The 24,428-nt window shown below is 63.6% G+C and carries 27 protein-coding genes; 17 read left to right on the forward strand and 10 right to left on the reverse strand.

What is annotated here, in order from left to right; translation table 11 throughout:
• Positions 1 to 70: 70 nt before the first annotated feature.
• The 8 genes from odhB to mdh all read right to left on the reverse strand — a co-directional run bounded on the left by odhB (position 71) and on the right by mdh (position 10,164).
• Positions 71 to 1,603, reverse strand: coding sequence for a 2-oxoglutarate dehydrogenase complex dihydrolipoyllysine-residue succinyltransferase (gene odhB / locus PHA8399_RS05595; protein ID WP_058285184.1), 1,533 nt, complete (start codon positions 1,601 to 1,603; stop codon positions 71 to 73).
• A 12-nt stretch (positions 1,604 to 1,615) separates the two neighbouring features.
• On the reverse strand, positions 1,616 to 4,567 hold the full coding sequence (locus PHA8399_RS05600; RefSeq protein ID WP_058285185.1) for a 2-oxoglutarate dehydrogenase E1 component: 2,952 nt from the start codon (positions 4,565 to 4,567) through the stop codon (positions 1,616 to 1,618).
• Positions 4,568 to 4,598: 31 nt separating this feature from the next.
• Positions 4,599 to 5,393, reverse strand: coding sequence for a hypothetical protein (locus PHA8399_RS22200; RefSeq protein WP_145976975.1), 795 nt, complete (start codon positions 5,391 to 5,393; stop codon positions 4,599 to 4,601).
• Position 5,394: 1 nt separating this feature from the next.
• Positions 5,395 to 6,279, reverse strand: a complete 885-nt coding sequence (gene sucD / locus PHA8399_RS05605) for a succinate--CoA ligase subunit alpha (protein WP_058285186.1) — start codon at positions 6,277 to 6,279, stop codon at positions 5,395 to 5,397.
• A gap of 12 nt (positions 6,280 to 6,291) precedes the next feature.
• Positions 6,292 to 7,137, reverse strand: coding sequence for a glycosyltransferase family 25 protein (locus PHA8399_RS05610; protein ID WP_082649465.1), 846 nt, complete (start codon positions 7,135 to 7,137; stop codon positions 6,292 to 6,294).
• Between the two features lie 36 nt (positions 7,138 to 7,173).
• Entirely contained in the window at positions 7,174 to 7,701 is a 528-nt protein-coding gene (locus PHA8399_RS22205) for a hypothetical protein (protein ID WP_145976976.1), read from the reverse strand.
• Between the two features lie 3 nt (positions 7,702 to 7,704).
• Positions 7,705 to 8,898 (reverse strand): ADP-forming succinate--CoA ligase subunit beta, encoded by a 1,194-nt coding sequence (gene sucC / locus PHA8399_RS05620; protein WP_008556852.1) that lies wholly within the window; start codon positions 8,896 to 8,898, stop codon positions 7,705 to 7,707.
• Positions 8,899 to 9,201: 303 nt separating this feature from the next.
• Positions 9,202 to 10,164 (reverse strand): malate dehydrogenase, encoded by a 963-nt coding sequence (gene mdh / locus PHA8399_RS05625; protein ID WP_008557495.1) that lies wholly within the window; start codon positions 10,162 to 10,164, stop codon positions 9,202 to 9,204.
• A 158-nt stretch (positions 10,165 to 10,322) separates the two neighbouring features.
• Between mdh and PHA8399_RS05630 the strand changes: the two genes are divergently transcribed.
• The gene (locus tag PHA8399_RS05630; protein ID WP_058285189.1) at positions 10,323 to 11,078 is read left to right on the forward strand and encodes a sulfite exporter TauE/SafE family protein; all 756 of its coding nucleotides are present in this window, start codon (positions 10,323 to 10,325) and stop codon (positions 11,076 to 11,078) included.
• Positions 11,075 to 11,566 carry a GNAT family N-acetyltransferase gene (locus PHA8399_RS05635; RefSeq protein ID WP_058285190.1) on the forward strand — a complete coding sequence of 164 codons (492 nt, stop codon included), beginning with the start codon at positions 11,075 to 11,077 and terminating at the stop codon, positions 11,564 to 11,566. Before PHA8399_RS05630 ends, PHA8399_RS05635 begins: the two co-directional genes overlap by 4 nt.
• 4 nt (positions 11,567 to 11,570) lie before the next feature.
• Here the strand turns inward: PHA8399_RS05635 and PHA8399_RS05640 are convergent, their stop codons facing one another.
• On the reverse strand, positions 11,571 to 11,885 hold the full coding sequence (locus PHA8399_RS05640; RefSeq protein ID WP_058285191.1) for a hypothetical protein: 315 nt from the start codon (positions 11,883 to 11,885) through the stop codon (positions 11,571 to 11,573).
• A 349-nt stretch (positions 11,886 to 12,234) separates the two neighbouring features.
• Between PHA8399_RS05640 and PHA8399_RS05645 the strand changes: the two genes are divergently transcribed.
• From PHA8399_RS05645 to PHA8399_RS05710, 15 genes are all read left to right on the forward strand, one after another.
• Entirely contained in the window at positions 12,235 to 13,089 is an 855-nt protein-coding gene (locus PHA8399_RS05645) for an HpcH/HpaI aldolase/citrate lyase family protein (protein ID WP_058285192.1), read from the forward strand.
• A gap of 34 nt (positions 13,090 to 13,123) precedes the next feature.
• Positions 13,124 to 13,672: an NnrU family protein gene (locus tag PHA8399_RS05650; protein ID WP_058285193.1), complete on the forward strand. Its 549-nt coding sequence runs from the start codon at positions 13,124 to 13,126 to the stop codon at positions 13,670 to 13,672.
• A 22-nt stretch (positions 13,673 to 13,694) separates the two neighbouring features.
• Positions 13,695 to 13,898, forward strand: coding sequence for a DUF1737 domain-containing protein (locus PHA8399_RS05655; RefSeq protein ID WP_019297062.1), 204 nt, complete (start codon positions 13,695 to 13,697; stop codon positions 13,896 to 13,898).
• Positions 13,898 to 14,929 carry a MaoC family dehydratase gene (locus PHA8399_RS05660; RefSeq protein WP_058285194.1) on the forward strand — a complete coding sequence of 344 codons (1,032 nt, stop codon included), beginning with the start codon at positions 13,898 to 13,900 and terminating at the stop codon, positions 14,927 to 14,929. Before PHA8399_RS05655 ends, PHA8399_RS05660 begins: the two co-directional genes overlap by 1 nt.
• Positions 14,930 to 15,057: 128 nt before the next feature.
• Positions 15,058 to 15,759, forward strand: a complete 702-nt coding sequence (locus PHA8399_RS05665) for a DUF1194 domain-containing protein (RefSeq protein ID WP_058285195.1) — start codon at positions 15,058 to 15,060, stop codon at positions 15,757 to 15,759.
• A gap of 194 nt (positions 15,760 to 15,953) precedes the next feature.
• The gene (gene sdhC, locus PHA8399_RS05670; protein ID WP_058285196.1) at positions 15,954 to 16,337 is read left to right on the forward strand and encodes a succinate dehydrogenase, cytochrome b556 subunit; all 384 of its coding nucleotides are present in this window, start codon (positions 15,954 to 15,956) and stop codon (positions 16,335 to 16,337) included.
• 18 nt (positions 16,338 to 16,355) lie between these two features.
• A complete protein-coding gene (gene sdhD / locus PHA8399_RS05675; RefSeq protein WP_058285197.1) occupies positions 16,356 to 16,727 on the forward strand; it encodes a succinate dehydrogenase, hydrophobic membrane anchor protein in 372 nt (123 codons plus the stop codon).
• Between the two features lie 19 nt (positions 16,728 to 16,746).
• A complete protein-coding gene (sdhA, locus tag PHA8399_RS05680; RefSeq protein ID WP_058285198.1) occupies positions 16,747 to 18,552 on the forward strand; it encodes a succinate dehydrogenase flavoprotein subunit in 1,806 nt (601 codons plus the stop codon).
• An 11-nt stretch (positions 18,553 to 18,563) separates the two neighbouring features.
• Positions 18,564 to 19,343 (forward strand): succinate dehydrogenase iron-sulfur subunit, encoded by a 780-nt coding sequence (locus PHA8399_RS05685; protein ID WP_058285199.1) that lies wholly within the window; start codon positions 18,564 to 18,566, stop codon positions 19,341 to 19,343.
• A gap of 112 nt (positions 19,344 to 19,455) precedes the next feature.
• Positions 19,456 to 19,725 carry a hypothetical protein gene (locus tag PHA8399_RS05690; protein ID WP_058285257.1) on the forward strand — a complete coding sequence of 90 codons (270 nt, stop codon included), beginning with the start codon at positions 19,456 to 19,458 and terminating at the stop codon, positions 19,723 to 19,725.
• Between the two features lie 45 nt (positions 19,726 to 19,770).
• Entirely contained in the window at positions 19,771 to 20,481 is a 711-nt protein-coding gene (locus PHA8399_RS05695) for a ZIP family metal transporter (RefSeq protein ID WP_058285200.1), read from the forward strand.
• A 105-nt stretch (positions 20,482 to 20,586) separates the two neighbouring features.
• Positions 20,587 to 20,772, forward strand: coding sequence for a hypothetical protein (locus PHA8399_RS22210; RefSeq protein ID WP_145976977.1), 186 nt, complete (start codon positions 20,587 to 20,589; stop codon positions 20,770 to 20,772).
• A gap of 64 nt (positions 20,773 to 20,836) precedes the next feature.
• Positions 20,837 to 21,034, forward strand: a complete 198-nt coding sequence (locus tag PHA8399_RS05700; RefSeq protein ID WP_058285201.1) for a hypothetical protein — start codon at positions 20,837 to 20,839, stop codon at positions 21,032 to 21,034.
• A 352-nt stretch (positions 21,035 to 21,386) separates the two neighbouring features.
• Positions 21,387 to 22,556 (forward strand): type III PLP-dependent enzyme, encoded by a 1,170-nt coding sequence (locus PHA8399_RS05705; protein WP_208856266.1) that lies wholly within the window; start codon positions 21,387 to 21,389, stop codon positions 22,554 to 22,556.
• 102 nt (positions 22,557 to 22,658) lie between these two features.
• Positions 22,659 to 23,516, forward strand: coding sequence for an urea carboxylase-associated family protein (locus PHA8399_RS05710; RefSeq protein WP_058285203.1), 858 nt, complete (start codon positions 22,659 to 22,661; stop codon positions 23,514 to 23,516).
• Between the two features lie 207 nt (positions 23,517 to 23,723).
• On the opposite strand, the gene deoD is transcribed toward PHA8399_RS05710, so the two are convergent.
• Positions 23,724 to 24,428, reverse strand: coding sequence for a purine-nucleoside phosphorylase (deoD, locus tag PHA8399_RS05715; protein ID WP_058285204.1), 705 nt, complete (start codon positions 24,426 to 24,428; stop codon positions 23,724 to 23,726).

Below are 24,428 nucleotides of genomic sequence, written 5' to 3' on the forward strand. Positions count from 1 at the left end.
TCACGCAATGCTTTAAAGAAACACGCATCGGGCCGCTGATGGGCCCGATGCAATTCGGATGCGCCCGTTCTTACAGATCCATCAGCAGGCGGCGCGGATCCTCGAGGGCTTCCTTGACGCGCACCAGGAAGGTCACGGCGCCTTTGCCGTCGACGATGCGGTGGTCATAGCTCAGCGCCAGGTACATCATCGGGCGGATCTTGATCTCGCCGTTGATCACCATCGGGCGGTCCTGGATCTTGTGCATGCCCAGGATACCGGACTGCGGCGGGTTCAGGATCGGCGAGGACATCAGCGAGCCGTAGACGCCGCCGTTGGAGATGGTGAAGGTGCCGCCCTGCATTTCCGCCATGCTGAGCTTGCCGTCACGGGCGCGCTTGCCCTTCTCGGCGATCGCCTTTTCGATCTCGGCAAAGGACATCGCATCCGCGTCGCGGATCACCGGCACCACCAGGCCCTGCGGGGTGCCCGCGGCGACGCCCATATGCACGAAGTTCTTGTAGACAATGTCGGTGCCGTCGATCTCGGCGTTGACCTCGGGCACTTCCTTCAGCGCGTGGCAGCAGGCCTTGGTGAAAAACGACATGAAGCCCAGGCGGACGCCGTGCTTCTTCTCGAACTGGTCCTTGTACTGGTTCCGCAGCGCCATCACCTCGGTCATGTCCACCTCGTTGTAGGTGGTCAGGATCGCGGCGGTGTTCTGGGCGTCCTTCAGGCGCTTGGCGATGGTCTGGCGCAGGCGGGTCATCTTGACCCGCTCCTCACGCGCCGCGTCGTCCGCTGTGACCGGGCCGCGCACCTGGGCAGGCGCCGGGGCAGACGCCGGTGCGGATTTGGCAGCGGCGAGGGCGGCTGCAACGTCTTCCTTCATGATGCGCCCGTCGCGCCCGGTGCCCTTGACCTGGCTGGCGTCAATGCCGGCTTCCGCCATCGCCTTTTCCGCCGAGGGGGCGTTTTTGACGCCTGCGCCCTGTCCGGTGCGGGTCGCGCCGTCAGCATCTGCGGCGGGTCCGGCATCCTGGCCGCCCGCAGCGCCGGCTTCACCCGCCGACATGACCGCCAGCTTGCCGCCTGCGTTCACGGTTGCGCCTTCTTCGGCCAGGATCTCGGTCAGCACGCCGGCCGCGGGCGCGGGCACTTCGACGGACACCTTGTCGGTCTCCAGCTCGCACAGCATCTCGTCCTGCGCGACGCTGTCGCCCACCTTCTTGAACCAGGAGGAAACGGTCGCCTCGGAGACCGACTCGCCAAGCGCGGGGACCATGACCGGCACCGGGGCGCTGCCGCCGCCGGAGGACGCATCAGACGGAGCCGGTGCTGCCGCGGCCTTGGTTTCCGCTGCGGCCGGGGCTGCGGCGGTGCCGTTGGCCTCGGTCAGGGTGGCCAGCAGCGCATCGACGCCGACGGTTTCGCCTTCGCCGGCCACGATTTCGCCCAGGGTGCCGGCCGCGGGCGAGGGCACCTCGACGGTCACCTTGTCGGTTTCCAGCTCGCAGAGCATTTCATCGGCATTGACGGAGTCGCCGGGTTTCTTGAACCAGGTGGCCACGGTGGCCTCGGTCACGGATTCGCCCAGGGTGGGTACGCGGACTTCGGTTGTCATGTCTCTTTATCCTCAGATGCTCAGCGCTTCGTTCACGAGGGCTGCTTGTTGGGCTTTGTGTTCGCTGGCCAGGCCGGTTGCGGGCGAGGCCGAGGTGGCGCGGCCAACGTAGATCGGCCTTGTGTGCTTGGCGCCGATCCGGGTCAGCACCCATTCGATGTTGGGCTCGATGAAGGTCCAGGCCCCCTGGTTCTTGGGTTCTTCCTGGCACCAGATCATCTCGGCCCCCTTGAAGCGTTCCAGCTCCTTCACCATCGAGATCGCCGGGAACGGGTAGAACTGCTCCACCCGCATCAGGTAGATATCGTCGATGCCACGGGCGTCGCGTTCTTCCAGCAAGTCGTAATAGACTTTGCCCGAGCACATCACGACGCGCTTGATCTTGGAGTCCGCAACCAGCTGGGTGTCGGAGTTGCCCTTCTGCGCGTCATCCCACAGCACCCGGTGGAAGCTGGAGCCGGTGGTGAAATCCTCGGTGCTGGAAATCGCCAGCTTGTGGCGCAGCAGGGATTTCGGGGTCACCAGGATCAGCGGCTTGCGGAAGGTGCGGTGCAGCTGGCGGCGCAGGATGTGGAAATAGTTCGCCGGCGTGGTGCAGTTGGCGACGATCCAGTTGTCCTGGCCGCACATCTGCAGGAAGCGTTCCAGGCGGGCGGAGGAGTGCTCCGGCCCCTGGCCCTCGAACCCGTGCGGCAGCAGGCAGACCAGGCCCGACATCCGCAGCCATTTGGACTCGCCGGACGAAATGAACTGGTCGAACATGATCTGGGCGCCGTTGGCAAAGTCGCCGAACTGGGCTTCCCACAGGGTCAGCGCGTTGGGTTCGGCCAGCGAGTAGCCGTACTCAAAGCCCAGCACCGCGTATTCGCTCAGCGCCGAGTCGATCACCTCGTACTGGGACTGGCCCGCGCGGATGTTGTTGAGCGGGTAGTAGCGTTCCTCGGTCTCCTGGTCGACGATGCCGGAATGGCGCTGCGAGAAGGTGCCGCGGGTGGCGTCCTGGCCGGCCAGGCGCACCGGGTAGCCTTCCAGCAGCAGCGAGCCGAAGGCCAGAGCCTCGCCGGTGGCCCAGTCAAAGCCTTCGCCGGTCTCGAACATCTTGCCGCGGGCGTCCAGGAAGCGGCCCACCGTGCGGTGCAGCGGGAAGCCGTCCGGCACCCGGCTGAGGGCGGTGCCGATTTCGGCCATGGTTTCCGGCGCAATGGCGGTGCTGCCGCGCTGGTAGTCGGCGTCTTTCTTGTTGAGGTGCGACCAGCGCCCGTCCAGCCAGTCGGCCTTGTTGGGCTTGTAGTCCTTGCCGGCCTCGAACTCCTCGTTCAAATGGGCCTGGAAGGCGGCCTTCATGTCCTCGATCTCGCCCTCGGGGATCAGCCCGTCCTTGACCAGCCGGTCGGTGTAGAGCGTCAGGGTGGTCTTGTGGCCCTTGATCTTCTTGTACATCAAGGGGTTGGTGAACATCGGCTCGTCGCCTTCGTTGTGACCGAAGCGGCGGTAGCAGAAGATGTCGATGACCACATCCTTGTGGAACTTCTGGCGGAACTCGGTGGCCACCTTGGCGGCGTGCACCACTGCCTCCGGGTCGTCGCCGTTCACGTGGAAGATCGGCGCCTCAACCACCAGCGCGTTGTCGGTGGGGTAGGGGGAGGAGCGCGAGAAATGCGGTGCGGTGGTGAAACCGATCTGGTTGTTCACTACGATATGCATGGTGCCGCCGGTGCGGTGGCCGCGCAGGCCGGACAGCGCGAAGCATTCCGCCACCACGCCCTGGCCGGCAAAGGCGGCATCGCCGTGCAACAGGATCGGCAGCACCTGGGTGCGCTCGCCGTCGCCCAGCTGGTCCTGCTTGGCGCGGACTTTGCCCAGCACCACCGGGTTCACCGCCTCCAGGTGCGAGGGGTTGGCGGTCAGGCTGAGGTGCACGCTGTTGCCGTCGAATTCCCGGTCGGAGGAGGCGCCGAGGTGGTATTTCACGTCGCCGGAGCCGTCCACGTCCTCGGGCTTGAAGCTGCCGCCCTGGAATTCGTTGAAGATCGCCCGGTAGGGCTTCTGCATCACATTGGCGAGCACCGACAGGCGGCCGCGGTGCGGCATGCCGATGACGATGTCGCGGACCCCCAGCGCGCCGCCGCGCTTGATGATCTGCTCCATCGCCGGAATCAGGCTCTCGCCGCCATCCAGGCCGAACCGCTTGGTGCCGGTGTATTTGACGTGCAGGAACTTCTCGAAGCCCTCGGCCTCGACCATCTTGTTGAGGATCGCCTTGCGGCCCTCGCGGGTAAAGGTGATTTCCTTGTCGTAGCCCTCGATCCGCTCCTTCAGCCAGGCGGATTGCTCGGGGTCGGAGATGTGCATGTACTGCAGCGCGAAGGTGCCGCAGTAGGTGCGCTTCACGATCTCGACGATCTGGCGCATCGTCGCGACCTGCAGGCCCAGCACGTTGTCGATGAAGATCGGCCGGTCCATGTCGCCGCCGGTGAAGCCGTAGGTCTTGGGGTCCAGCTCGGGGTGCGGGGTGGCGGCGCGCATGCCCAGCGGGTCGAGGTCTGCCGCCAGATGGCCGCGGATCCGATAGGCGCGGATCAGCATCAGGGCGCGGATCGAATCCAGCACCGCGCGCTGCACCTGGTCGTCGGTCAGCTCAACACCCTTGGCGGCGGCCTTGTCGCGGATCTTCTTGCCTGCTGCCTTGGCCTCAACGGGGGCCGGCCAGTCGCCGGTCAGCGCGCCGGTCAGCTCGTCTGCGGGCATCGGCGGCCAGTCCTTGCGCGCCCAGGAGGGGCCGGTGGCCTCTGCCTTCACGTCCAGTTCGGCATCGCCCATCTGGCGGAAAAACTCCGCCCAGGCGGCATCCACCGCGTTCGGGTCATTGGCGTACTGGGCATAGAGCTGCTCCAGATACTCCGCATTGTGCCCCTGCATGAAAGAGGAGGCGTGGAAGAGGTCGTTGGGGCTTTGATCGGTCATGTCATTCGGCCTTTACAGACTGGCGGTCTTTTCAAGCTGCGATATAGTTGTGCTCAACCCACACGAACAATGATGGCAGTGAATTGATGCTTTGATAATATCCGGAGGGATCTCCGAAGGCGGCGGCTTTCATTGCAACATTGGAGTGCTCTCGGGGTAATCCCTTTGTCATTCGCCCAAACAGCATCTTTTCTCCGTGGCAGGAGTTGCCCTCCGTTAACAGAATGCAGTCCGAAACTGAGTTCGCTTCAGTATCTGACAAAGAGGATGCGAGCCCGAAGGTTTCCAGTTTCTCAGCATTGTTTCGGGTTTCCGAACTGGAATAGTCATGCAAAGAAATTACCCATGCAAAAGCCTCACCGGAGACAGTTCGCTCAGTATTGGGCTTCAACAGAGCAAGTGTCTTGCCACATTTGTCCCGCCATAGCGAACTGCCCGGGTCTTCAAAATCACTGAGGAACTGTCGTGACGTTGCATTGCCTTCCGTCGGATTCGACTTCCGCGTCCGGTGTGAGCTGGGATTGTTCTCGTCGGTGATGTCCTTTAGCAATCTTCCACGGACATTCGGCAGCAAATGCTCGTCTGCATAGTAGACCGCGTCCCTCATAATTGCCTGCCAAACGGGGTCGTCGTCACGCGTAAACCCGGCTTCTTGAAGAACTTCTACAGGCAATTCGCGGAATGAACTCGCAGGATGGGAGTTTGCTATTCTGCGAGCCAATGATGCTGCGACCCAAAAAGGGTCACCTGCGGAATGGAGTGCGCATTCCTCCTCACTCGCCGATTGGCGGGTGATTTTCTTTTGAGGAACGCGCAACCAGGACATCTTACTTGCCGATCGCTTTCAGTACCGCTTCACCGAGGCCCGCCGGGCTTTCGGCGACCACGATGCCTGCGGATTTCATCGCTTCGATCTTGTCCTCGGCGCCGCCCTTGCCGCCGGCGACGATGGCACCGGCATGGCCCATGCGGCGGCCCGGAGGGGCGGTGCGCCCGGCAATGAAGCCTGCAACCGGCTTGGAACGGCCCTTCTTGGCCTCATCGGCCAGGAACTGCGCGGCCTCTTCCTCGGCAGAGCCGCCGATTTCGCCGATCATGATGATGCTCTCGGTTTCGTCATCCGCCAGGAACCATTCCAAGACATCGATATGCTCGGTGCCCTTGATCGGGTCGCCGCCGATGCCCACGCAGGTGGACTGGCCCAGGCCAACGTCGGTTGTCTGTTTCACGGCCTCGTAGGTAAGCGTGCCGGAGCGCGATACAACCCCGACGGTGCCGCGCTTGTGGATGTGGCCGGGCATGATGCCGATCTTGCAGGCATCGGGGGTGATGACGCCGGGGCAGTTGGGGCCGATCAGGATCGAGGAGGAGTTCTCCAGCGCCCGTTTCACCTTCATCATGTCGAGAACCGGGATGCCCTCGGTGATGGCCACGATCACTTCCATTTCCGCGTCGATCGCTTCCAGGATCGAGTCGGCGGCAAACGGCGGCGGCACGTAGATCACCGTGGCATTGGCCTCGGTCACGTGCTTGGCTTCATGCACGGAGTTGAAGACCGGCAGGTTCAGGTGGGTCTGGCCGCCTTTGCCGGGGGTCACGCCGCCGACCATCTTGGTGCCGTAGGCGATGGCCTGTTCGGAGTGGAAAGTGCCTTGCGAGCCGGTAAAGCCCTGACAGATGACCTTGGTGTTTTCGTCGATGAGGACTGCCATGTTTCGGTTCCTTCAAGCGGTATGTGTGTGTTGGGTCTGCGGGGTGGCCAGTGCCTGGCCGTCGAAGCGGATTTTTTCGAGGGTGGCCCGCCCCAGGACCACATGGGGAAGTATTCGGAAGCCGCCGCGGAATTCACAGATTCCGCGCCGGAGTTTCTGGCGGATCAGCGGCCAGCCCCTGGGCCGGTGGCGTGGCGGGCCGACGCCAACCTCGCCCGGTGCCTCATTGCCCTGTTCGGCCAATGCGGGCTGGACCTGGTAGACGGCGATGCCGCGTGCAGGCAGCGAGGCGTCGAAGTTGAACAGCAGGTTGTCGAGCGTGATGCAGAACGGGCGGCTGTCCAGCAGGTGCTGTGCAGCCTTGCGCGAGATCACGTAAGCCGCCCCGCCGGCGTGGCGGGACAGCATCTGCCGCACCTCGCGGCCCAGATGGGTGAAACCATCCTTGCCAAGCGCCACCTGCAGCCTGTTGGCCCGCCAGCGTTCAAACTTGACGATGCCGGCGTCTGCAGGCCACCAGGACAGATCCGCCAGCCAGGCACCGGTGTCGGGCGACAGAAAAACGTCATCTTCCAGGATCAGCGCCACATCGGCATCTGATCTCAGAAACGCCTCCCAGGCCTTGGCATGGCTGAGGGTGCAGGCCATGTCCTTGGTCTGGAAATAGCCCCAGTGCCCCTCGGAGCGGCACTGCTGCAGCATCTCCTCGCGGCTGACCTTGGTGCTGTCCACCGCATCAATGCGCACAGCCGAAAGCCCGGCCTGATCCAGCTCCTGCTGCATCAGCGCTGCCCGGCCGGTGGCCTGCTGCAAGCCTATGAGGTAGACAGCCGCCTTCACCGGATCTGGCCCTTGCACGAAACCAGTCTCTGCTCTGTTGTGAAGAACAACATTCTAAGCGGTTCCTTTCTCAGCGGTTTGTCCTCGCAGAAGATAACCCCAAGCAACGCCTTGGGGGACAACGTGAAATGCCTCCCCCTGATCGCTTTGGATTTCGAATGCTACAACCATATCTGCTTTATCGAACTGCAAGACTTCATTGCCGCGCATCTCACCGCGATCCATCAGGATCGCAATTTTTCTTGCGTGTATGATCTTGTTAATCGCCTTCCGAAGGTTCTTTTCGAAAGAAAAGGTCTCACTATAGTACCGAGCAAGGTGATTGTCTGTACCTGTTTCCACAACTTGAGATGTGTGGTCGCCCTCAAATTCCAGAACTCTCCGTGCGTGAACTGCGAAGCGGAATGCTGTGTTCAGGATGTCCTTAAGAACGACCTTTCTAAGCTCTTCTTCTCCAGCGGGATAAGCAGAGTTGCAAAGTGAATATAGTTTAACTGCTTCGGCGGAAGCTTCTACTTCCGACCAAACATGCAAACCTTCACCTTGCTGCGTAAACCGCTGAAGCCGAAGAGGCGTATTCACGTCTCAGCCCTTCACCGCCTTCACGATTTTCTCGGCGCCGTCCTTGAGGTTGTCGGCGGCGATCACGTCGAGGCCGGAGGTGTTGATGATCTCCTTGCCTTTCTCGACGTTGGTGCCTTCGAGGCGGACAACCAGCGGCACCTTCAGACCGACTTCCTTGACCGCGGCAACCACGCCCTCGGCGATCACGTCGCAGCGCATGATGCCGCCGAAGATGTTGACCAGGATGCCTTTGACGTTGGGATCGGAGGTGATGATTTTGAACGCCTCGGTCACCTTCTCCTTGGTGGCGCCGCCGCCCACGTCGAGGAAGTTGGCGGGTTCCGCGCCATAAAGCTTGATGATGTCCATGGTGGCCATCGCGAGCCCTGCGCCGTTCACCATGCAGCCGATCTCACCGTCGAGCGCGATGTAGTTCAGGTCGTACTTGGAGGCTTCCAGCTCTTTCGGGTCTTCCTCGGTGGTGTCGCGCAGCTCTGCCACGTCGGCGTGGCGGTAGACCGCGTTGCCGTCAAAGCCGACCTTGGCGTCCAGCACCTTGAGGTTGCCGTCATCGGCGATGATCAGCGGGTTGATCTCCAGCATCTCCATGTCCTTCTCGACGAAGGCTTTGTAGAGCTGGCCCATCAGCTTGACGCACTGCTTGACCTGCTGGCCTTCGAGGCCCAGCGAGAACGCGATGCGGCGGCCGTGGTAGGGCTGGTAGCCGGTGGCCGGGTCCACGGAGAAGGACAGGATCTTTTCAGGGGTGGCGGCGGCCACTTCCTCGATGTCCATGCCGCCCTCGGTGGAGCAGACAAAGGAGATGCGCGAGGTCTGGCGGTCCACCAGCAGCGCCAGGTACAGCTCGCGCTCGATGCCGGAGCCGGCCTCGATGTAGATGCGGTTCACCTGCTTGCCCGCGGGGCCGGTCTGATGGGTGACCAGGGTGCGGCCCAGCATCTTCTTGGCTTCTTCGGCAGCTTCTTCCACCGATTTGGTCAGGCGCACGCCGCCTTTCTCGCCGGCATCGGCTTCCTTGAAGGAGCCTTTGCCGCGGCCGCCCGCATGGATCTGTGCCTTCACGACCCACAGCGGGCCGTCGAGCTCACCGGCGGCGGTTTTGGCTTCCTCGGCCCGCAGAACCACGCGTCCGTCGGACACCGGCGCGCCGTAGCTGCGAAGAAGGGCTTTGGCCTGATATTCGTGGATGTTCATCTGAAACTGTCCCGTCTGGCTGCAATTGTCTGTCGTTCAATAGGCCGTGTTAAAGCCAAGTGTTAAAGGCTTATTTGACGGGAAGCAGAGAAATGGGGAAGATTTTCAGGTTTTGTGATCACAGGTTTTGGGGGTGTGATCACAATTTACCGGAGGCTTAACGGCGGTGATTTGAGGCTGAGACCAAGGGCTGTGCCCGCCGCATCATAGACCAAAAGCGTCAGCCGCCAGACCGGGGACGCTGCGGCAATAAAAAAGGGCCCGCCAGACGCGGGCCCCTTGAATGCCGGGTTGCTTCGGCGCTTACGCCAGCGAGCTGTCGATGCCCTTGCAGGCCTCGACCAGACCCTTCACCGCGTTGACCGAGTTGTCGAACATGGTCTGCTCTTCTTCGGTCAGCTGGATGTCGACGATCTTCTCGATGCCGCCGGCGCCGATCACGGTGGGCACGCCCACATACATGTCTTTGACGCCGATTTCGCCGGTGCAGTAGGCGGCGCAGGGCAGCACGCGCTTCTGGTCTTTCAGGTAGGCCTCGGCCATTTCGATCGCCGAAGTCGCCGGCGCATAGAAGGCGGAGCCGGTTTTCAGCAGGCCGACGATCTCGGCGCCGCCGTCACGGGTGCGCTGAACGATGGCGTCGAGCTTGTCCTGGGTGGTCCAGCCCATCTTGACCAGGTCGGGCAGCGGGATGCCGGCCACGGTGGAGTAGCGCACAGACGGCACCATGGTGTCGCCATGGCCGCCCAGCACGAAAGCGGTGACGTCTTTCATGGAGACGCCGAATTCCTCGGCCAGGAAGTGGCGGAAGCGCGCGGAGTCCAGCACGCCGGCCATGCCGCAGACCTTGTTGTGGGGCAGGCCGGAGAATTCGCGCAAGGCCCAGACCATCGCGTCCAGCGGATTGGTGATGCAGATCACAAAGGCGTCCGGCGCGTGGTCGCGGATGCCTTCACCCACCGATTTCATCACCTTGAGGTTGATGCCCAGCAGGTCGTCGCGGCTCATTCCCGGCTTGCGCGGCACGCCTGCGGTCACGATGCAGACATCGGCGCCTGCGATGTCCTCATAGGACTGGGTGCCCTTGAGGGAGGCGTCGAAGCCTTCCGAGGGACCGGATTCTGCGATGTCCAGCGCCTTGCCTTCGGGGATGCCTTCGGCGATGTCGAAGAGAACAACGTCGCCCAGTTCCTTGAGGGCTGCGAGGTGCGCGAGGGTGCCGCCGATCTGACCTGCGCCGATGAGGGCGATTTTGGGTCGTGCCATTGGTAAATGTCTCCGGTCCGGTTGAAATTTCCTGATGCCTACGGCGTAAACCCGGGCCGTGCAAGGGTTCTGCGCTGCGGCATAGGGCGCGGTATACTTGCGTATGCCGAGGTGATACCGCTAAACGGTCTTTAATTCAGGGCTTTCAGGGGCGGGCTATGGCGGCATTTGATGCGCTGTTTTTCGTTTTTGCCATTCCTGCGGTCGTTTTTGCGGGCGTCTCCAAGGGCGGTTTCGGGTCCGGCGCCGCCTTTGCCTCGGCGGCGATTCTGGCACTGGTGCTGGAGCCGGGAATGGCGCTGGCTCTGATGCTGCCTTTGCTGATGCTGATCGACGTGGCCACGCTGAAACCCTATTGGGGGCGCTGGAACATGGGGGCCGCGCTGCTGCTGATCGCGGGCGGGCTGCCGGGGGTGGCGCTGGGGGCGTGGCTCTATACCTCGGTGGACGCCGATGCGATGCGGGTGCTGATCGGCGCGGTAGCGGTGGGGTTCGTGCTGTGGCAGCTGCGCGCCCGGCTGGGTCTGCGGACCGTTGCGGCACGGCCGTTATCGCGCCTTGCGGGTCTCGCCGCCGGGCTGGCGGTGGGCTTCACCAGTTTTGTCAGCCATGCGGGCGGGCCGCCGGCCGCGGTCTATCTCCTCAGCCTCAAGTTGCGGAAGACGGAATACCAGGCCAGCACGGTGCTGATTTTCTGGGCGATCAACATTGCCAAGGCGGTGCCTTATGCCGGACTGGGGATGTTCACACGTGAAACGCTGATGCTGGATCTGATGCTGGCGCCCTTTGCCCTGCTCGGGGCCTGGCTGGGGGTGAAGCTGCATCACGGCATTCCGGAGCGCTGGTTCTTTGCGCTGACCTATGTTTTGCTGACGGTCACCGGCAGCAAGCTGATCTGGGACGGGCTGACATGAGCATGGAACTATGCCACCGCCTGCGCCGTGCGGGTGAGCGGGACTACCGCGATTTGTTGTGTCTGTACCGGGAGCTGATGGGGGAAATTCCAGTCCTGGCCGGCACAGGGGGTGCCGAGATGTTGCGCCGTATCCTGGAACATCCGGGCACTTGCATCGCGGTGGCCGAAGTGGAGGCGCAAGTGGTGTCGGCCGCCACGCTGCACATCCTTCCCAACCTTACCCACGGAGGGCGGCCCTATGCGCTGATTGAGAACGTGGTGACACTGCGTGCCTTCCAGGGCCGGGGGCTGGGCCGGGCGGTGATGGGCTTTGCCCGGGACGCAGCCTGGGCGGAAGATGCCTATAAAATCATGCTTCTGACCGGCAAGGCGGCCGCAGCGCGCGGCTTCTATGAACGGCTTGGCTATTCCGGTGACGACAAGCACGCGATGACCCTGCGCCGCAGCCCGGCCCGCAAACCGCCGCCTGGAAACCTGCCTCAATAACTGCTCAGACGTCGCTGTCTGTGTTTGGCAATGCTTCTGCGAGCACTTCGTAGGACTGGCCGGAGGCGACCAGGCAGGTCATGCCGTTGGGGGTGGTCACGGTGATCGTCCAGCTGCCGGTCTCGTCCGACGCGAAGGTCTCCATCACCATGCCCTGCTGGCCCATACCGATGCTTTGGCGGCTTTCGCCGTATTTCTCGGCCAGGCGTTTCACGACCGTGTCGCGCGGCGCACAGTTGCGGCTTTGCGCGGCAGCGGGGGCTGCGGCCAGTGTCAGGGCGGCCAGGGCCGCTGGAAGTGCAAGTGTTGTCCTTTTCATCCCGTTTTACCCTTTCCGGAACGGCCGGGCAGAGCAGGGTGCCGGACGGCAGCCCCCGTATCCCTGAGCGGGCCGGTGTGTGACGCAATTCGTGCTGCAGGCTCCATGCCTGCGGGCAGCAGGGGCGGCCCTGATGGGCGGCGGAGATCCTGTGCCTTAGTACCCTTCAGTGTGCCTGTCAGGTGCTGATAAGTGGTTAACCCTGCGGGCGCCGAAAAAGCACACGCTTTATCAGGGGCTTGCTGCAATTGCGGGGAAGTTTACGCTGCGCTGCGGCGGAATTGTACTTGAAAGTATACAATCGAATCTGTACCGCTTTACGCAATAAAATAACTTCAGGAGAGCTTGCATGGACCCGCGCGCGCGCCCTTACCGTTCGGTTTTGTATATTCCCGGCTCCAAGCCGCGCGCCCTGGAGAAGGCCAAGACCCTGCCGGTGGACGCGGTGATCTTTGATCTGGAAGACGCGGTGTCTGTGGATGAAAAGCCCAATGCCCGCGCGACCCTGGCGCAGGCGCTGGAGGCGGGCGGCTTTGGCGCGCGGATGAAGATCGTGCGGATCAACGGGCTGGACACCGAATGGGGCCGCGAGGATGCGGTTGCCGCGGCCCGGATGGACTGCGACGCGATTCTGCTGCCGAAGGTGAACGCGCCCGCCGATCTGGACGCGCTGGCAGAGATCACCGGGGACATCCCGCTGTGGGCGATGATGGAGACGCCGCGCGGGATGCTGAATGCCGCCGCCATCGCCGCGCACCCCAAGCTGCAGGGCATGGTGATGGGCACCAATGACCTGGCCAAGGAACTGCAGACCCGTTACCGCCCGGACCGGCTGCCGATGATGGCGGGGCTGGGCCTGTGCCTGCTGGCGGCCAAGGCCGAGGGGCTGGTGATCGTCGATGGCGTCTATAATGCCTTCAAGGACGTTGAGGGGCTGGCTGCGGAATGCGCACAGGGGCGCGACATGGGCTTTGACGGCAAAACCCTGATCCACCCTGCGCAGGTGGAGGTGGCCAATGCCGCCTTTGCCCCAACCGAACGCGAGATCGACACCTCCCGCCGCCAGATCGCCGCGTTTGAAGAGGCGCAAGCCGCAGGCCAGGGTGTTGCCGTGGTCGACGGCAAGATAGTCGAGAACCTGCATGTGGCGACGGCGCGTGAGATCCTGGCAAAAGCGGATGCAATCGCCGCGCTTTCCGCATAGGTGTTAACAAGTTTAACATCTAAGAGGGGCTGATATGGCGCTTTTGATCCTGGGACTTCTGCTGTGGTGGGGCGGCCACCTGTTCAAACGGCTGGCGCCGGACATGCGCGCCGCGATGGGCAATGCCGGGCGCGGCGTCGTGGCGCTGGTGCTGGTTGCCAGCATTGTGCTGATGGTGCTGGGCTACCGCGGCACGGAATTCATCCATGTCTGGGCGCCGCCGTCCTTCATGGTGCATATCAACAACCTGCTGGTGCTGATCGCCATCTATATGATGAGCCCGGCGCCCAAGAAAGGCACGTTGCTGAACGGCATGCGGCACCCGATGCTGGCGGGCTTCAAGCTGTGGACCGCGGCGCATCTGCTGGTCAATGGCGATCTGGCCTCGATCATCCTGTTCGGCGGGCTGCTGGCCTGGGCGGTGGCTGAGGTCATCGTGATCAACCGGTCCGAGCGGGAGTGGCAGCCGGGTCCCAAGGGCACGCTCGCCAAGGACGGGATGTTCTTCCTGGCCTCGATTGTGCTGCTGGCGGTGATTGGCTACGTCCACGGGCTGATCGGGCCGTCGCCGTTTCCGGGATAGGCCCTGAGCAGGAGAGGACACCATGAAACTGTACCGATTTTTGTCCGAGGACGACACCTCTGCCTTCTGCCACAAGGTGACCGATGCGCTGAACAAAGGCTGGGAGCTGCATGGCAGCCCGACCCAGGCCTTCGATCCCGTCAAGGGGATCATGCGCTGCGGCCAGGCGGTGGTAAAAGAGGTGGACGGAACCTACACCCCTGAGACCAAACTGGGAGAACACTGATGGCCAAGACCAATCCGGGCCGGTTTTTCGAAGACTATACCGTCGGCGAGGTAATACGCCACGCAGTGCCCCGCACGGTGTCGGGCGGCGAGCGGGCGCTCTATCATGCGCTCTACCCGGCACGCCATGCGCTGTATTCTTCGGATGAATTTGCCCGGGCCTGTGGTCTGCCCTCGGCGCCGCTGGATGATCTGGCGGCCTTCCACGTGGTGTTCGGCAAGACGGTGCCGGACATCTCCCTCAATGCGCTGGCGAACCTCGGCTATGCCGAGGGGCGCTGGCTGTTGCCGGTGTATCCCGGCGACACGCTGCGCTCGGAATCCGAGGTGATCGGCCTCAAGCAGAATTCCAACGGCAAGTCTGGCGTCGTCTATGTGCGCACCCGCGGGCTGAACCAGCGCGATGAATGCGTGATGGAATATGTGCGCTGGGTCATGGTGCGCAAACGCGACCTGGAGGCGCCGGCGCCCGAAACCGTGATCCCGGAGCTGAACAAGGTGATCCCGGCGGACCAACTGGCGGTCCCGGCGGGGCTGGATTTCAGTAATTACGATTTCACCCTGGCGGGCGAGCCGCACCGCTGGGGAGATTACGAGGTGGGCGAGACCATCGACCATGTGGATGGTGTCACCATCGAGGAAGCCGAGCACATGATGGCGACCCGCCTGTGGCAGAACACCGCCAAAGTGCATTTCGACAATACCGCGCGCCCCGACGGCACCAGGCTGATCTATGGCGGCCATGTGATTTCGATGGCGCGCACGCTGTCGTTCAACGGGCTGGCCAATGCGCAGATGATCGTGGGCCTCAATGGCGGCGCCCATGCCAATCCTTGCCTGTCCGGCCTCACTGTGCGGGCCTGGTCGGAGGTGCTGGACAAGGCTGACACCAGCGCACCTGGCGTTGGCGCAATCCGGTTGCGGCTGGTGGCCACCAAGGGCGGTGAGCCGTTCCATCTGAAGGGGGAGGACGGCAAGTACCTGCCGGATGTGCTGCTGGATCTCGACTATTGGGCCTTGATGCCGAAGTAACCGGACAGGGGGCTTTGCCCCCTCACAGGCTGCGCCTGCTCACCCCCAGGATATTTTCAGCCAGATGAACAGGGGAAGCTGGCAGAAATGTGATGACCCTTGGTGCGATTGACGCTTAAGCTGGGTGCATGCGGGTTTTGCAGCTTCTGGTTTTCTCCATGCTCTCCGTCTGGCCGCTGAAGGCAGCGGCCTGCGATCTGGCATTGGTGCTGGCGGTGGATGTTTCCGGCTCTGTCGATGCCGATGAATACCGCATTCAGATGGACGGTTTGGCGGCTGGCTTGCGGGACGGGGTGGTCTCTGAGGCGCTGGTCAAGGCGCGCGCCCGGGTGCTGCTGATGCAGTGGTCCGGCCAGTCGCGCCAGGAGGTGACGCTGCCCTGGGCCGAGGTGCGCAGTTTTGCCGATGCCGAGGCGCTGGCGCAGCGGATCGAACAGGCGCCGCGGCCCTGGCGCAATTACTCCACCGCTGTGGGAGAGGCGCTGTTTCTGGCGGTGGACCAGTTTGCCGCGGTGCCGGAGTGCACGCGCAGGGTGATCGACATTTCCGGCGACGGGTTTTCCAACGAAGGGGTCGAGCCGCGCGAGGCGCATGGTGCGCTGTCCGCGCTCGGCGTGACCGTGAACGCCATTGCGATCGAGCAGAGCGAGCCGGACCTGACCGCCTATTTCTTTGAAAACGTGATCCGCGGCGAGGGGGCCTTTGTGGTCACAGCCGCCAGCTTTGCCGATTACCCGTCGCGCATCCGCAAAAAGCTGGTGCGGGAGGTGGCGCGGCAGACGGCCATGGCACCGCATAGGGATGCCGGGACCGTGGCAGCTTTGCAGTGATTTGCAGAAAGGGCTGTGATTCTGCAAAAGATTTCCAAAAAGGTGTTTTGTGATCACTAAATATTTGCTGTGATCACAACACGTGACGTTTTAGCGCCAACAGCACGGAAACCTGCTGTTTTTAACCGTTCGGTCGGGTGACACGCCGTAAAAATCGGCTAAAACGTCGTCAGCCAACCTGAAAAGGAGCCAACATGGCCGATGTCAATCGGGGCAACCGCCCGCTTTCGCCGCATTTGCAGGTCTACCGCCCGCAGCTGACCTCCGTGACGTCGATCCTGACGCGGATCACCGGCAACGCGCTGATCGTTTCTGCGCTGCTGATCGCCTGGTGGTTCCTGGCCGCGGCAACCTCTGCCGACTACTTTGCCACCGCCAACGGCCTGCTGACCAGCTGGTTCGGCGATCTTGTGATGACGCTGTCGGTGCTGGGCCTGTGGTATCACACGCTGGCCGGCATCCGGCACCTGATCTGGGACAACGGCATGATGCTGGACCTGGAGCAGGCCGAGAAGCTGGGCTGGATCGTGGTGATCGGCTCGGCGGTTCTGACCGTCCTCACCATTATCATCGTCTAAGCTCAAAGGACACACGCGATGCGATATCTGACTGACCGCAAACGCGCCGTTGGCATGGGCGCTGCAAAATCCGGAACCGCGCACCATTGGTCGATGCAGGTGAGCGCAGTGGCGCTGCTGATCCTGGTGCCGCTGTTTGTCTTCACCTTCGGCTCTGCGCTGGGCGGCTCTTACGAGGAGATCACCGCCTATTACTCCCGCCCGTTCCCGGCACTGGTGGCCGTGCTGACCATGTGGGTGGGCATGATGCACTTCAAATCCGGCGCCCAGATCATGATCGAGGACTATGTCCATGGCCTGAAAGGCCGCCTGGCGATCATCCTGGTCAAATGCCTGTCTTATGCCGTCGCCGCGACCAGCGCCTATGCGCTGATCCGCCTGGCCCTGTAACGCTCCGAGGTTTCCATCAATGGCTGCTTACGAATACGAAACACATGAATATGACGTGGTCGTGGTTGGCGCCGGCGGGGCTGGCCTCCGTGCGACGCTGGGCATGGCGGAACAGGGTCTGCGCACCGCCTGCGTGACCAAAGTGTTCCCGACCCGCTCCCACACCGTTGCGGCGCAGGGCGGCATTGCCGCCAGCTTGGGCAACATGGGCCCGGACAGCTGGCAGTGGCACATGTATGACACCGTCAAGGGCTCCGACTGGCTGGGCGACACCGACGCGATGGAATACCTCGCGCGCGAGGCGCCCAAGGCGGTCTATGAGCTGGAGCATTACGGCGTGCCGTTCTCGCGCACCGAAGAGGGCAAGATCTATCAGCGCCCGTTCGGCGGCCACACCACCGAATTCGGCGAAGGCCCCGCGGTGCAACGCACCTGTGCGGCGGCCGACCGGACCGGCCACGCGATCCTGCACACCCTCTATGGCCAGTCGCTGAAGAACAACGCGGAATTCTATATCGAGTATTTCGCCATCGACCTGATCATGTCCGATGACGGTCAGTGCCAGGGCGTTGTCTGCTGGAAGCTCGATGACGGCACCATGCATGTCTTCAACGCCAAGATGGTGGTTCTGGCGACCGGCGGTTACGGCCGTGCGTACTTCTCTGCCACCTCGGCGCATACCTGCACCGGCGACGGCGGCGGCATGGTGGCGCGGGCAGGCCTGGCGCTGCAGGACATGGAGTTCGTGCAGTTCCACCCGACCGGCATCTACGGCTCCGGCTGCCTGATCACCGAGGGCGCGCGGGGCGAGGGCGGCTACCTCACCAACTCCGAAGGCGAGCGGTTCATGGAGCGCTATGCGCCCCAGTACAAGGATCTGGCGCCGCGCGACTACGTCAGCCGCTCCATGACAATGGAGATCCGCGAAGGCCGCGGTGTGGGCGCCGAGGGCGACCATATCCACCTGAACCTGTCCCACCTGCCGGCCGAAGCGCTTGCGGAGCGGCTGCCGGGCATTTCCGAAAGCGCCAAGATCTTTGCCGGCGTGGATGTGACCAAGGAGCCGATCCCGGTTCTGCCGACTGTGCACTACAACATGGGCGGCATTCCGACCAACTACTGGGGCGAAGTGCTGAACCCGACAGCCGACGATCCGACCGCCGTGGTGCCGGGCCTGATGGCCGTGGGCGAGGCGGGCTGCGCCTCGGTGCATGGCGCCAACCGGCTTGGCTCCAACTCGCTGATCGACTTGGTGGTCTTTGGCCGTGCCTCCGCCATCCGCGCGGGCAAGGTCGTGGATCCGGAAGCGGCGAACCCGGTGCTGAACCAGGCCTCCGTCGACAAGGCGTTTGACCGGTTCGACACCCTGCGCAACGCCAAGGGCGGCATCCCGACCGCGGACCTGCGGCTGGAAATGCAGAAGTGCATGCAGGCCGACGCGGCGGTGTTCCGCACCTCCAAGACCATGGCGGAAGGCGTCGAGAAGATGACCTCGATCGCGGCCAAGCTCGATGACCTCAAGGTGACCGACCGCTCGCTGGTCTGGAACTCCGACCTGATGGAGACGCTGGAGCTGACCAACCTGATGCCGAACGCGCTGGCCACCATCGTGGGCGCCGAGGCGCGCAAGGAAAGCCGCGGCGCGCACGCGCATGAGGACTTCACCTCCCGCGACGACGAGAACTGGCGTGTCCACACCGTGTCCCGCGTGGAGGGCAACAAGGTTGATCTGTCCTACCGCCCGGTGGTGGTCGACCCGCTGACCACCGAGGATGAAGGCGGCATCAGCCTCAAGAAAATCGCGCCCAAGGCGCGGACGTTCTAAGGAGACAGATCATGGTTCAATTCAGCCTCCCGAAGAACTCCAAGATCACCACCGGCAAAACCTGGCCCAAGCCGGAGGGCGCCAGCAATGTGCGCAAGTTCAAGATCTACCGCTGGAACCCGGATGACGGGAAAAACCCGCAGGTCGACACCTATTTCGTTGATATGGACAGCTGCGGCCCGATGGTTCTGGACGCGCTGATCAAGATCAAGAACGAGATCGACCCGACCCTGACCTTCCGCCGCTCCTGCCGCGAGGGGATCTGCGGCTCCTGCGCGATGAACATCGACGGCATCAACACACTGGCCTGTATCTATGGCATGGATGAGATCAAGGGCGATGTGGCGATCTACCCGCTGCCGCATATGCCGGTGGTCAAGGACCTGATCCCGGACCTCACCCATTTCTATGCCCAGCACGCCTCGATCATGCCGTGGCTTGAGACCAAGACCAACCGCCCGGCGAAAGAGTGGAAACAGTCCATCGAGGACCGCAAGAAGCTCGATGGGCTTTATGAGTGCGTGATGTGCGCCAGCTGCTCGACCTCTTGCCCGAGCTACTGGTGGAACGGCGACCGTTACCTGGGGCCGGCCGCGCTGCTGCACGCCTATCGCTGGATTATCGACAGCCGGGACGAAGCCACGCCCGAGCGCCTGGACCAGCTGGAAGACCCGTTCAAGCTGTACCGCTGCCACACCATCATGAACTGCGCCAAGACCTGCCCCAAGGGCCTGAACCCGGCCAAGGCGATTGCGCATATCAAGAAGATGATGATCGAGCGCACCGTCTGATCGCGGCAGGGCTGATCCGCAAGGATCCGCCGCCCCGCGCAATGAAATTTGCATGGCCCCCGGTTTCCTGCGAAACCGGGGGTATGTTTTTCGCTGGCATTGGAGTTCGGGCATGAAACTGATGGGACTTGCCGCGGGCGTGCTGACCGTGCTGGCGAGCTGTATGACAGCCACCGACCACGACCGCATCGGAGGCCAGCTGGCAGCAACGGACGCCAAGATCCCCGGCTGTATCGCGGCTGCGGGCATCACCGGGGAATACCGGGTGCGTACGGAGTTTCTGGGCCATGGGGCAGGGGCGACCGTTCTGCGCATGGTGCAGCCGGGACTGAACGTCAGTGAGGCGCAGGCGGCACAGGCGACGAGCTGTATCAACACCTGACGCAAAGCGGTTGTGATGCGGCTGCGGCGGCCCTAGGGTGCCGGAATGCAACCGCATGTTTTTGCCATTCTTTTAGCCGGGCTTGCCGGGCTTTCGATGCCGCTGGGCGGGTTTCTTGCCTGGTGTGAGCATATCCGCAACCCGACGCTGCGCGACGAGGTGCTGCACGCCGTCGCGGCCTTTGGCGGCGGCGCGCTCACCTCTGCGGTGGCGCTGGTGCTGGTGCCGGAGGGGGCGCAAGCGCTGCCTGCCGTGCTGGCGGTACTGCTGTTCGCCGCGGGCGGCGGCGTGTTCTACCTCGCCGATACCGTGCTGCAAAAGCGCGGCGGCAGCGGCGCGCTATTGCTGGCGATGCTGCTGGACTACGTGCCCGAAGCGATGGCGCTGGGGGCGATGCTGGTGGCGGATGCCGCCACCGCCTGGCTGCTGGCGCTGATGATCTTCCTGCAGAACCTGCCGGAGGGGTTTGCCGCCTTCCGCGATGTCTGGAGCGGCGATAGCCCGGCCTGGCATGTGCTGCTGGCCTTTGTCGGGCTGGCGGCGCTGGGGCCGATCTGCGCTCTGGCGGGGCTGGTCTGGCTGGCAGAGGCCCACGCGGTGCTGGGGGCGATCATGGTTTTTGCGGCGGGCGGCATTCTCTATCTGCTGTTTCAGGACATCGCGCCCAAGGCGCATTCCAGCCGCAGCAGCGTGCCGGCACTCGGCGCGGTTGCGGGCTTTGCCCTGGGGCTGGCCGGGCACCTGCTGACGGTGTGACGCGCACCCATGGTTGCTGCAATGCAGCAACTGCATGGCGCCTTTGCAGAAACGGCGGCTGCGCCCGCGGCGGGCAGGGGGTAGTTTGGCGCTTGAGGGAGGATCGTGCCAGACTATGGAGGCAACCCGATGAACCCGGTGAATTTGCAGCAGGACCCGAAAGACAAGGCCCGTCAGGCCGCGCTTGAGGCCTTGGAGCAGGCCTACGCCTACTACACCCCGGAGCCGCTGCCAGCGGCAGCAGAACCCAGCGCCGTGGACGGTGTGGTCGAGTATTACCAGGCTGCCTGAGGGCAGCCTGATGCGCAGGCGGCAAACCGGTTGAGCCGGAGGCTGCCGCGGCGTAGACAGGGGCATGCCTGTTCTGCTGCTTGTCCTTTTGGCGGGCGTGTTCGCCTATTTCCTTTGGCGCCGCCACGCCACCAGCCTGACCCGCAACTGCCGCTGGCGCCAGCAGCGCGCCCAGGGCCAGTGGCGCTGCAGCTATTGCGGCGCCGCGGAATCGGGAGAGGCCGCCCCGCGCCTCTGCCGCGATCCGCGCCGCACGCCTTAGCGGGAACTTGCAGCCCGCAGCGGTGATCTCCCGCGCCCGCAGGCGCCCCGGCTGCGCCGGAACGCCTTCCGTACGGGCTTGGGCCCGGCACCGCGCCGGGCGCGGTGCCGGGCCCAACTGCGGGACGCCTTGTCAAAAGGCGGCGGAGCAGGCGGGAGCCCTTCGGTCCGTGCATGGCAGACCCGCAAAAAATAATGCTTGAAAGACTCACCTCTTTGCCCGATATGGGCGGACAAGACGCCAACGCACGCGCCTCTGTCGAAAGGGGTTACTCCCCTAAGGTTACGTAGCGACGGTAACGTCTCTGACTGAACTGAGCGGTCATATATGGCCGGGTCTTTTGGAGATGACCATGAACGTACACGTAGCCGGGCAGACTGCTCGCGATTCCGTATCTGTATCCCGTCACCTGCAGCACATTGCGCAAAACCACTTCGACCGGCCGACTCTGGTCATCGACAGCCAGGCGGTGGCCCGCCAGTACCAGGCGCTGGACCGCGGCCTGGGCCGGGCGCGCATCCACTATGCCGTCAAGGCCAACCCGGCACCGGAAGTGCTGGAAACCCTGGTGCGCCTGGGCTCCAACTTCGACGCTGCCAGCCGCACCGAGATCGAGATGTGCCTGGCCGCCGGCGCGCGGGCTGAGCAGATCACCTTCGGCAACACCATCAAACGGCCCTCTGACATTGCCTTTGCCCACAACATCGGCATCACCCATTTTGCCGCCGACGCCCAGGAAGAGCTGGAAAAGCTGGCGGAATTCGCGCCGGGCGCGCATGTCTGCCTGCGGGTGATCGTCGAGGCCTCGGGCGCCGACTGGCCGCTCAGCCGCAAGTTCGGATCGTCGGCTTCGATGGCGCTGAGCCTGATGGACGCGGCCGCCGGGCTGGGCCTCACCGTGCATGGCCTGTCGTTCCACGTCGGCTCGCAAACCCGCGACCCGCTGATGTGGGCGCCGGTGCTGGATCAGGTGGCAGAGGTCTGGACCGCGGGCCGCGCGGCCGGCCACGACCTGAAGCTGGTGAACATCGGCGGCGGCTTCCCGGCCTCCTACAAGACCGAGGTGATGGGCGCCGAGGAGTATGCCCGCGCGGTGATGGAGCAGGTCAATGCCCGCTTCCCCGATGCCGCTGAAGTGATGGCAGAACCGGGCCGCGGCCTGGTGGCCGAAGCCGGCGCGATTGCGGCCGAGGTGCTGCTGGTCTCCCGCAAGCATGCCGATGACATGTTCCGCTGGGTCTATTTGGACATCGGCAAGTTCTCCGGCCTGGCCGAAACCATGGACGAGGCGATCCGCTACCAGATTTCCACCAGCCGCGACCACGAGCAGACCGGCCCCTGCGTGCTGGCAGGCCCCTCCTGCGACAGCGCCGATGTGCTGTACGAAAAGCAGCTGGTGCAGCTGCCGCTGGGCCTGAAGGCCGGCGACCGCGTGGTGATCCATTCCTGCGGCGCCTACACGTCGACCTATGCCTCCGTCGGCTTCAACGGCTTTCCGCCGCTGGACGTGGTGGTGATCTGACCTCCGTCTTCCGGCACTTGTGATCTGTTCCGGCCGCCGCAGGGCTTGAAACCCTGCGGCATTGCCGTCTTGATGGGGCAAACGGACGAGAAGGTTTGCCCCATGACTACCGCCCCCGAAGCCCCCGCCGACGCGGACGCCCGCCGCGCGGTCAAGCCGGTGATCTGCTACCCCAACGACACCCTGCCGGTTCCGGATCTGCCGCTGTACCGGCAAGCGCGGCAAGCGGCGGTGAAGACCGGGGAGGTGCTGGTGCAGCCTCGCGATGCCGCCTGTTTCGAGGTGCCCGCCGGGCATTTCTTCCGGATCACCTCGGTGGAGGGGCCGCAGGTGGGCGATCTGAACCTGTGGAACAGGGCCGACCTCAGCGAGCGGTTCTACTCCGGCAAGACCCGCGCCCTGCACGGCACCCATATCACCGCGGGAGAGCGGATGTGGACCAGCTTTCCGCATCTGCGCCCGATGACGACCATCACTGAGGACACGCTGGGCTGGTACGGCATCGACCCGTATGGCGGCTCGGTGCATGACGTGATCGGCACCCGCTGCGATCCCTATACCGGCAACCTGCTGGCGGGCAGCCAGTACCATCACTGCTGCCACTCCAACCTGACCCGGGCGCTGGCAGGCCACCTGGGGCTGCCGCTGGCGGAGGCGGAGCCGCATGTGCATGATGTGCTGAATGTCTTTATGTGCACCGGTTTTACCCGCGATACCGGCCAGTATTTCATGAAAGCGAGCCCGGTGCGGCCCGGCGATTATCTGGAGTTCTTTGCCGAGATCGGCCTGCTGGGCGCGCTCAGCGCCTGCCCGGGCGGGGATTGCTCGGCGGAGCATTCCAGCGATACGGCGGCGTGCCATCCGCTGCTGGTCGAAATCTTTGCCCCGGCCAAAGGCGCCCTAGGCGATTGGAAAAGCCCGCCGCGAAATGGCTATGACCGCAGCCACGGCATTGGCTGAGCGGGCAATAAGGGTTTGGAATTCCGGTAAGTGGACAAATTTGGCACCAAATCTGCATAAGGGGCAGAAAGGTCACGTTATTATTCTGTCCAAAAACGCCATTCGCAGGGGGATTTTCCCAGCGCACAAAATGAAACCAGGTCTTTCAGGCGGAAAAAAGGGCAGGGCGAAAGCCGCTGCCCTTACTAATTATCAAAATGAAAACTTTCAGCCGAACGCGGCTTCAAGGGCAATTTCCACCATGTCGCCAAAGCTGCGCTCGCGCTGATCGGAGGGCAGCGCCTCGCCAGTTCCCAGATGATCTGACACGGTCAGCACTGCCAGCGCCCGGCAGCCGTGACGAGCCGCCAGCGTGTAAAGCTCCGCCGCTTCCATCTCCACGCCGAGAATGCCGTGGCGCACCATCTGCTCGTTCAGGTCGGGGCGTTCGTCATAGAACACGTCCGAGGAGTAGATGCCGCCGATATGGGTGTCGGCGCTGCGCTTAGCAGCCGCTTGGGCCGCCGCCTGCAACAGGCCCCAGTCGGCGCAGGGGGCGAAATTCAGCTCCCGGAAAATACCGCTGGACGGGCTGTTGAGGGTGGTGGCGGTCATCGCCAGGATCACGTCCCGCAGCTTGACCTTGTCCTGCATGCCGCCGCAAGAGCCGATGCGGATCAGCGTCTTGGCGCCATAGTCCCGGATCAGCTCGTTGGCATAAATCGACAGCGAGGGCATCCCCATGCCGCTGCCCTGAATGCTCACCCGGTGCCCCTTCCACGTGCCGGTATAGCCCAGCATGCCGCGCACTTTATTGACCAGCTTGGCATCTTCCAGAAACGTCTCAGCCGCCCATTTCGCCCGGTAGGGGTCGCCGGGCATCAGCACGGTTTCTGCAATATCGCCCTTGGCGGCGCCGATGTGAATGGTCAT

The sequence above is a fragment of the Leisingera aquaemixtae genome (assembly GCF_001458395.1).
Taxonomy (GTDB): Bacteria; Pseudomonadota; Alphaproteobacteria; order Rhodobacterales; family Rhodobacteraceae; genus Leisingera; species Leisingera aquaemixtae.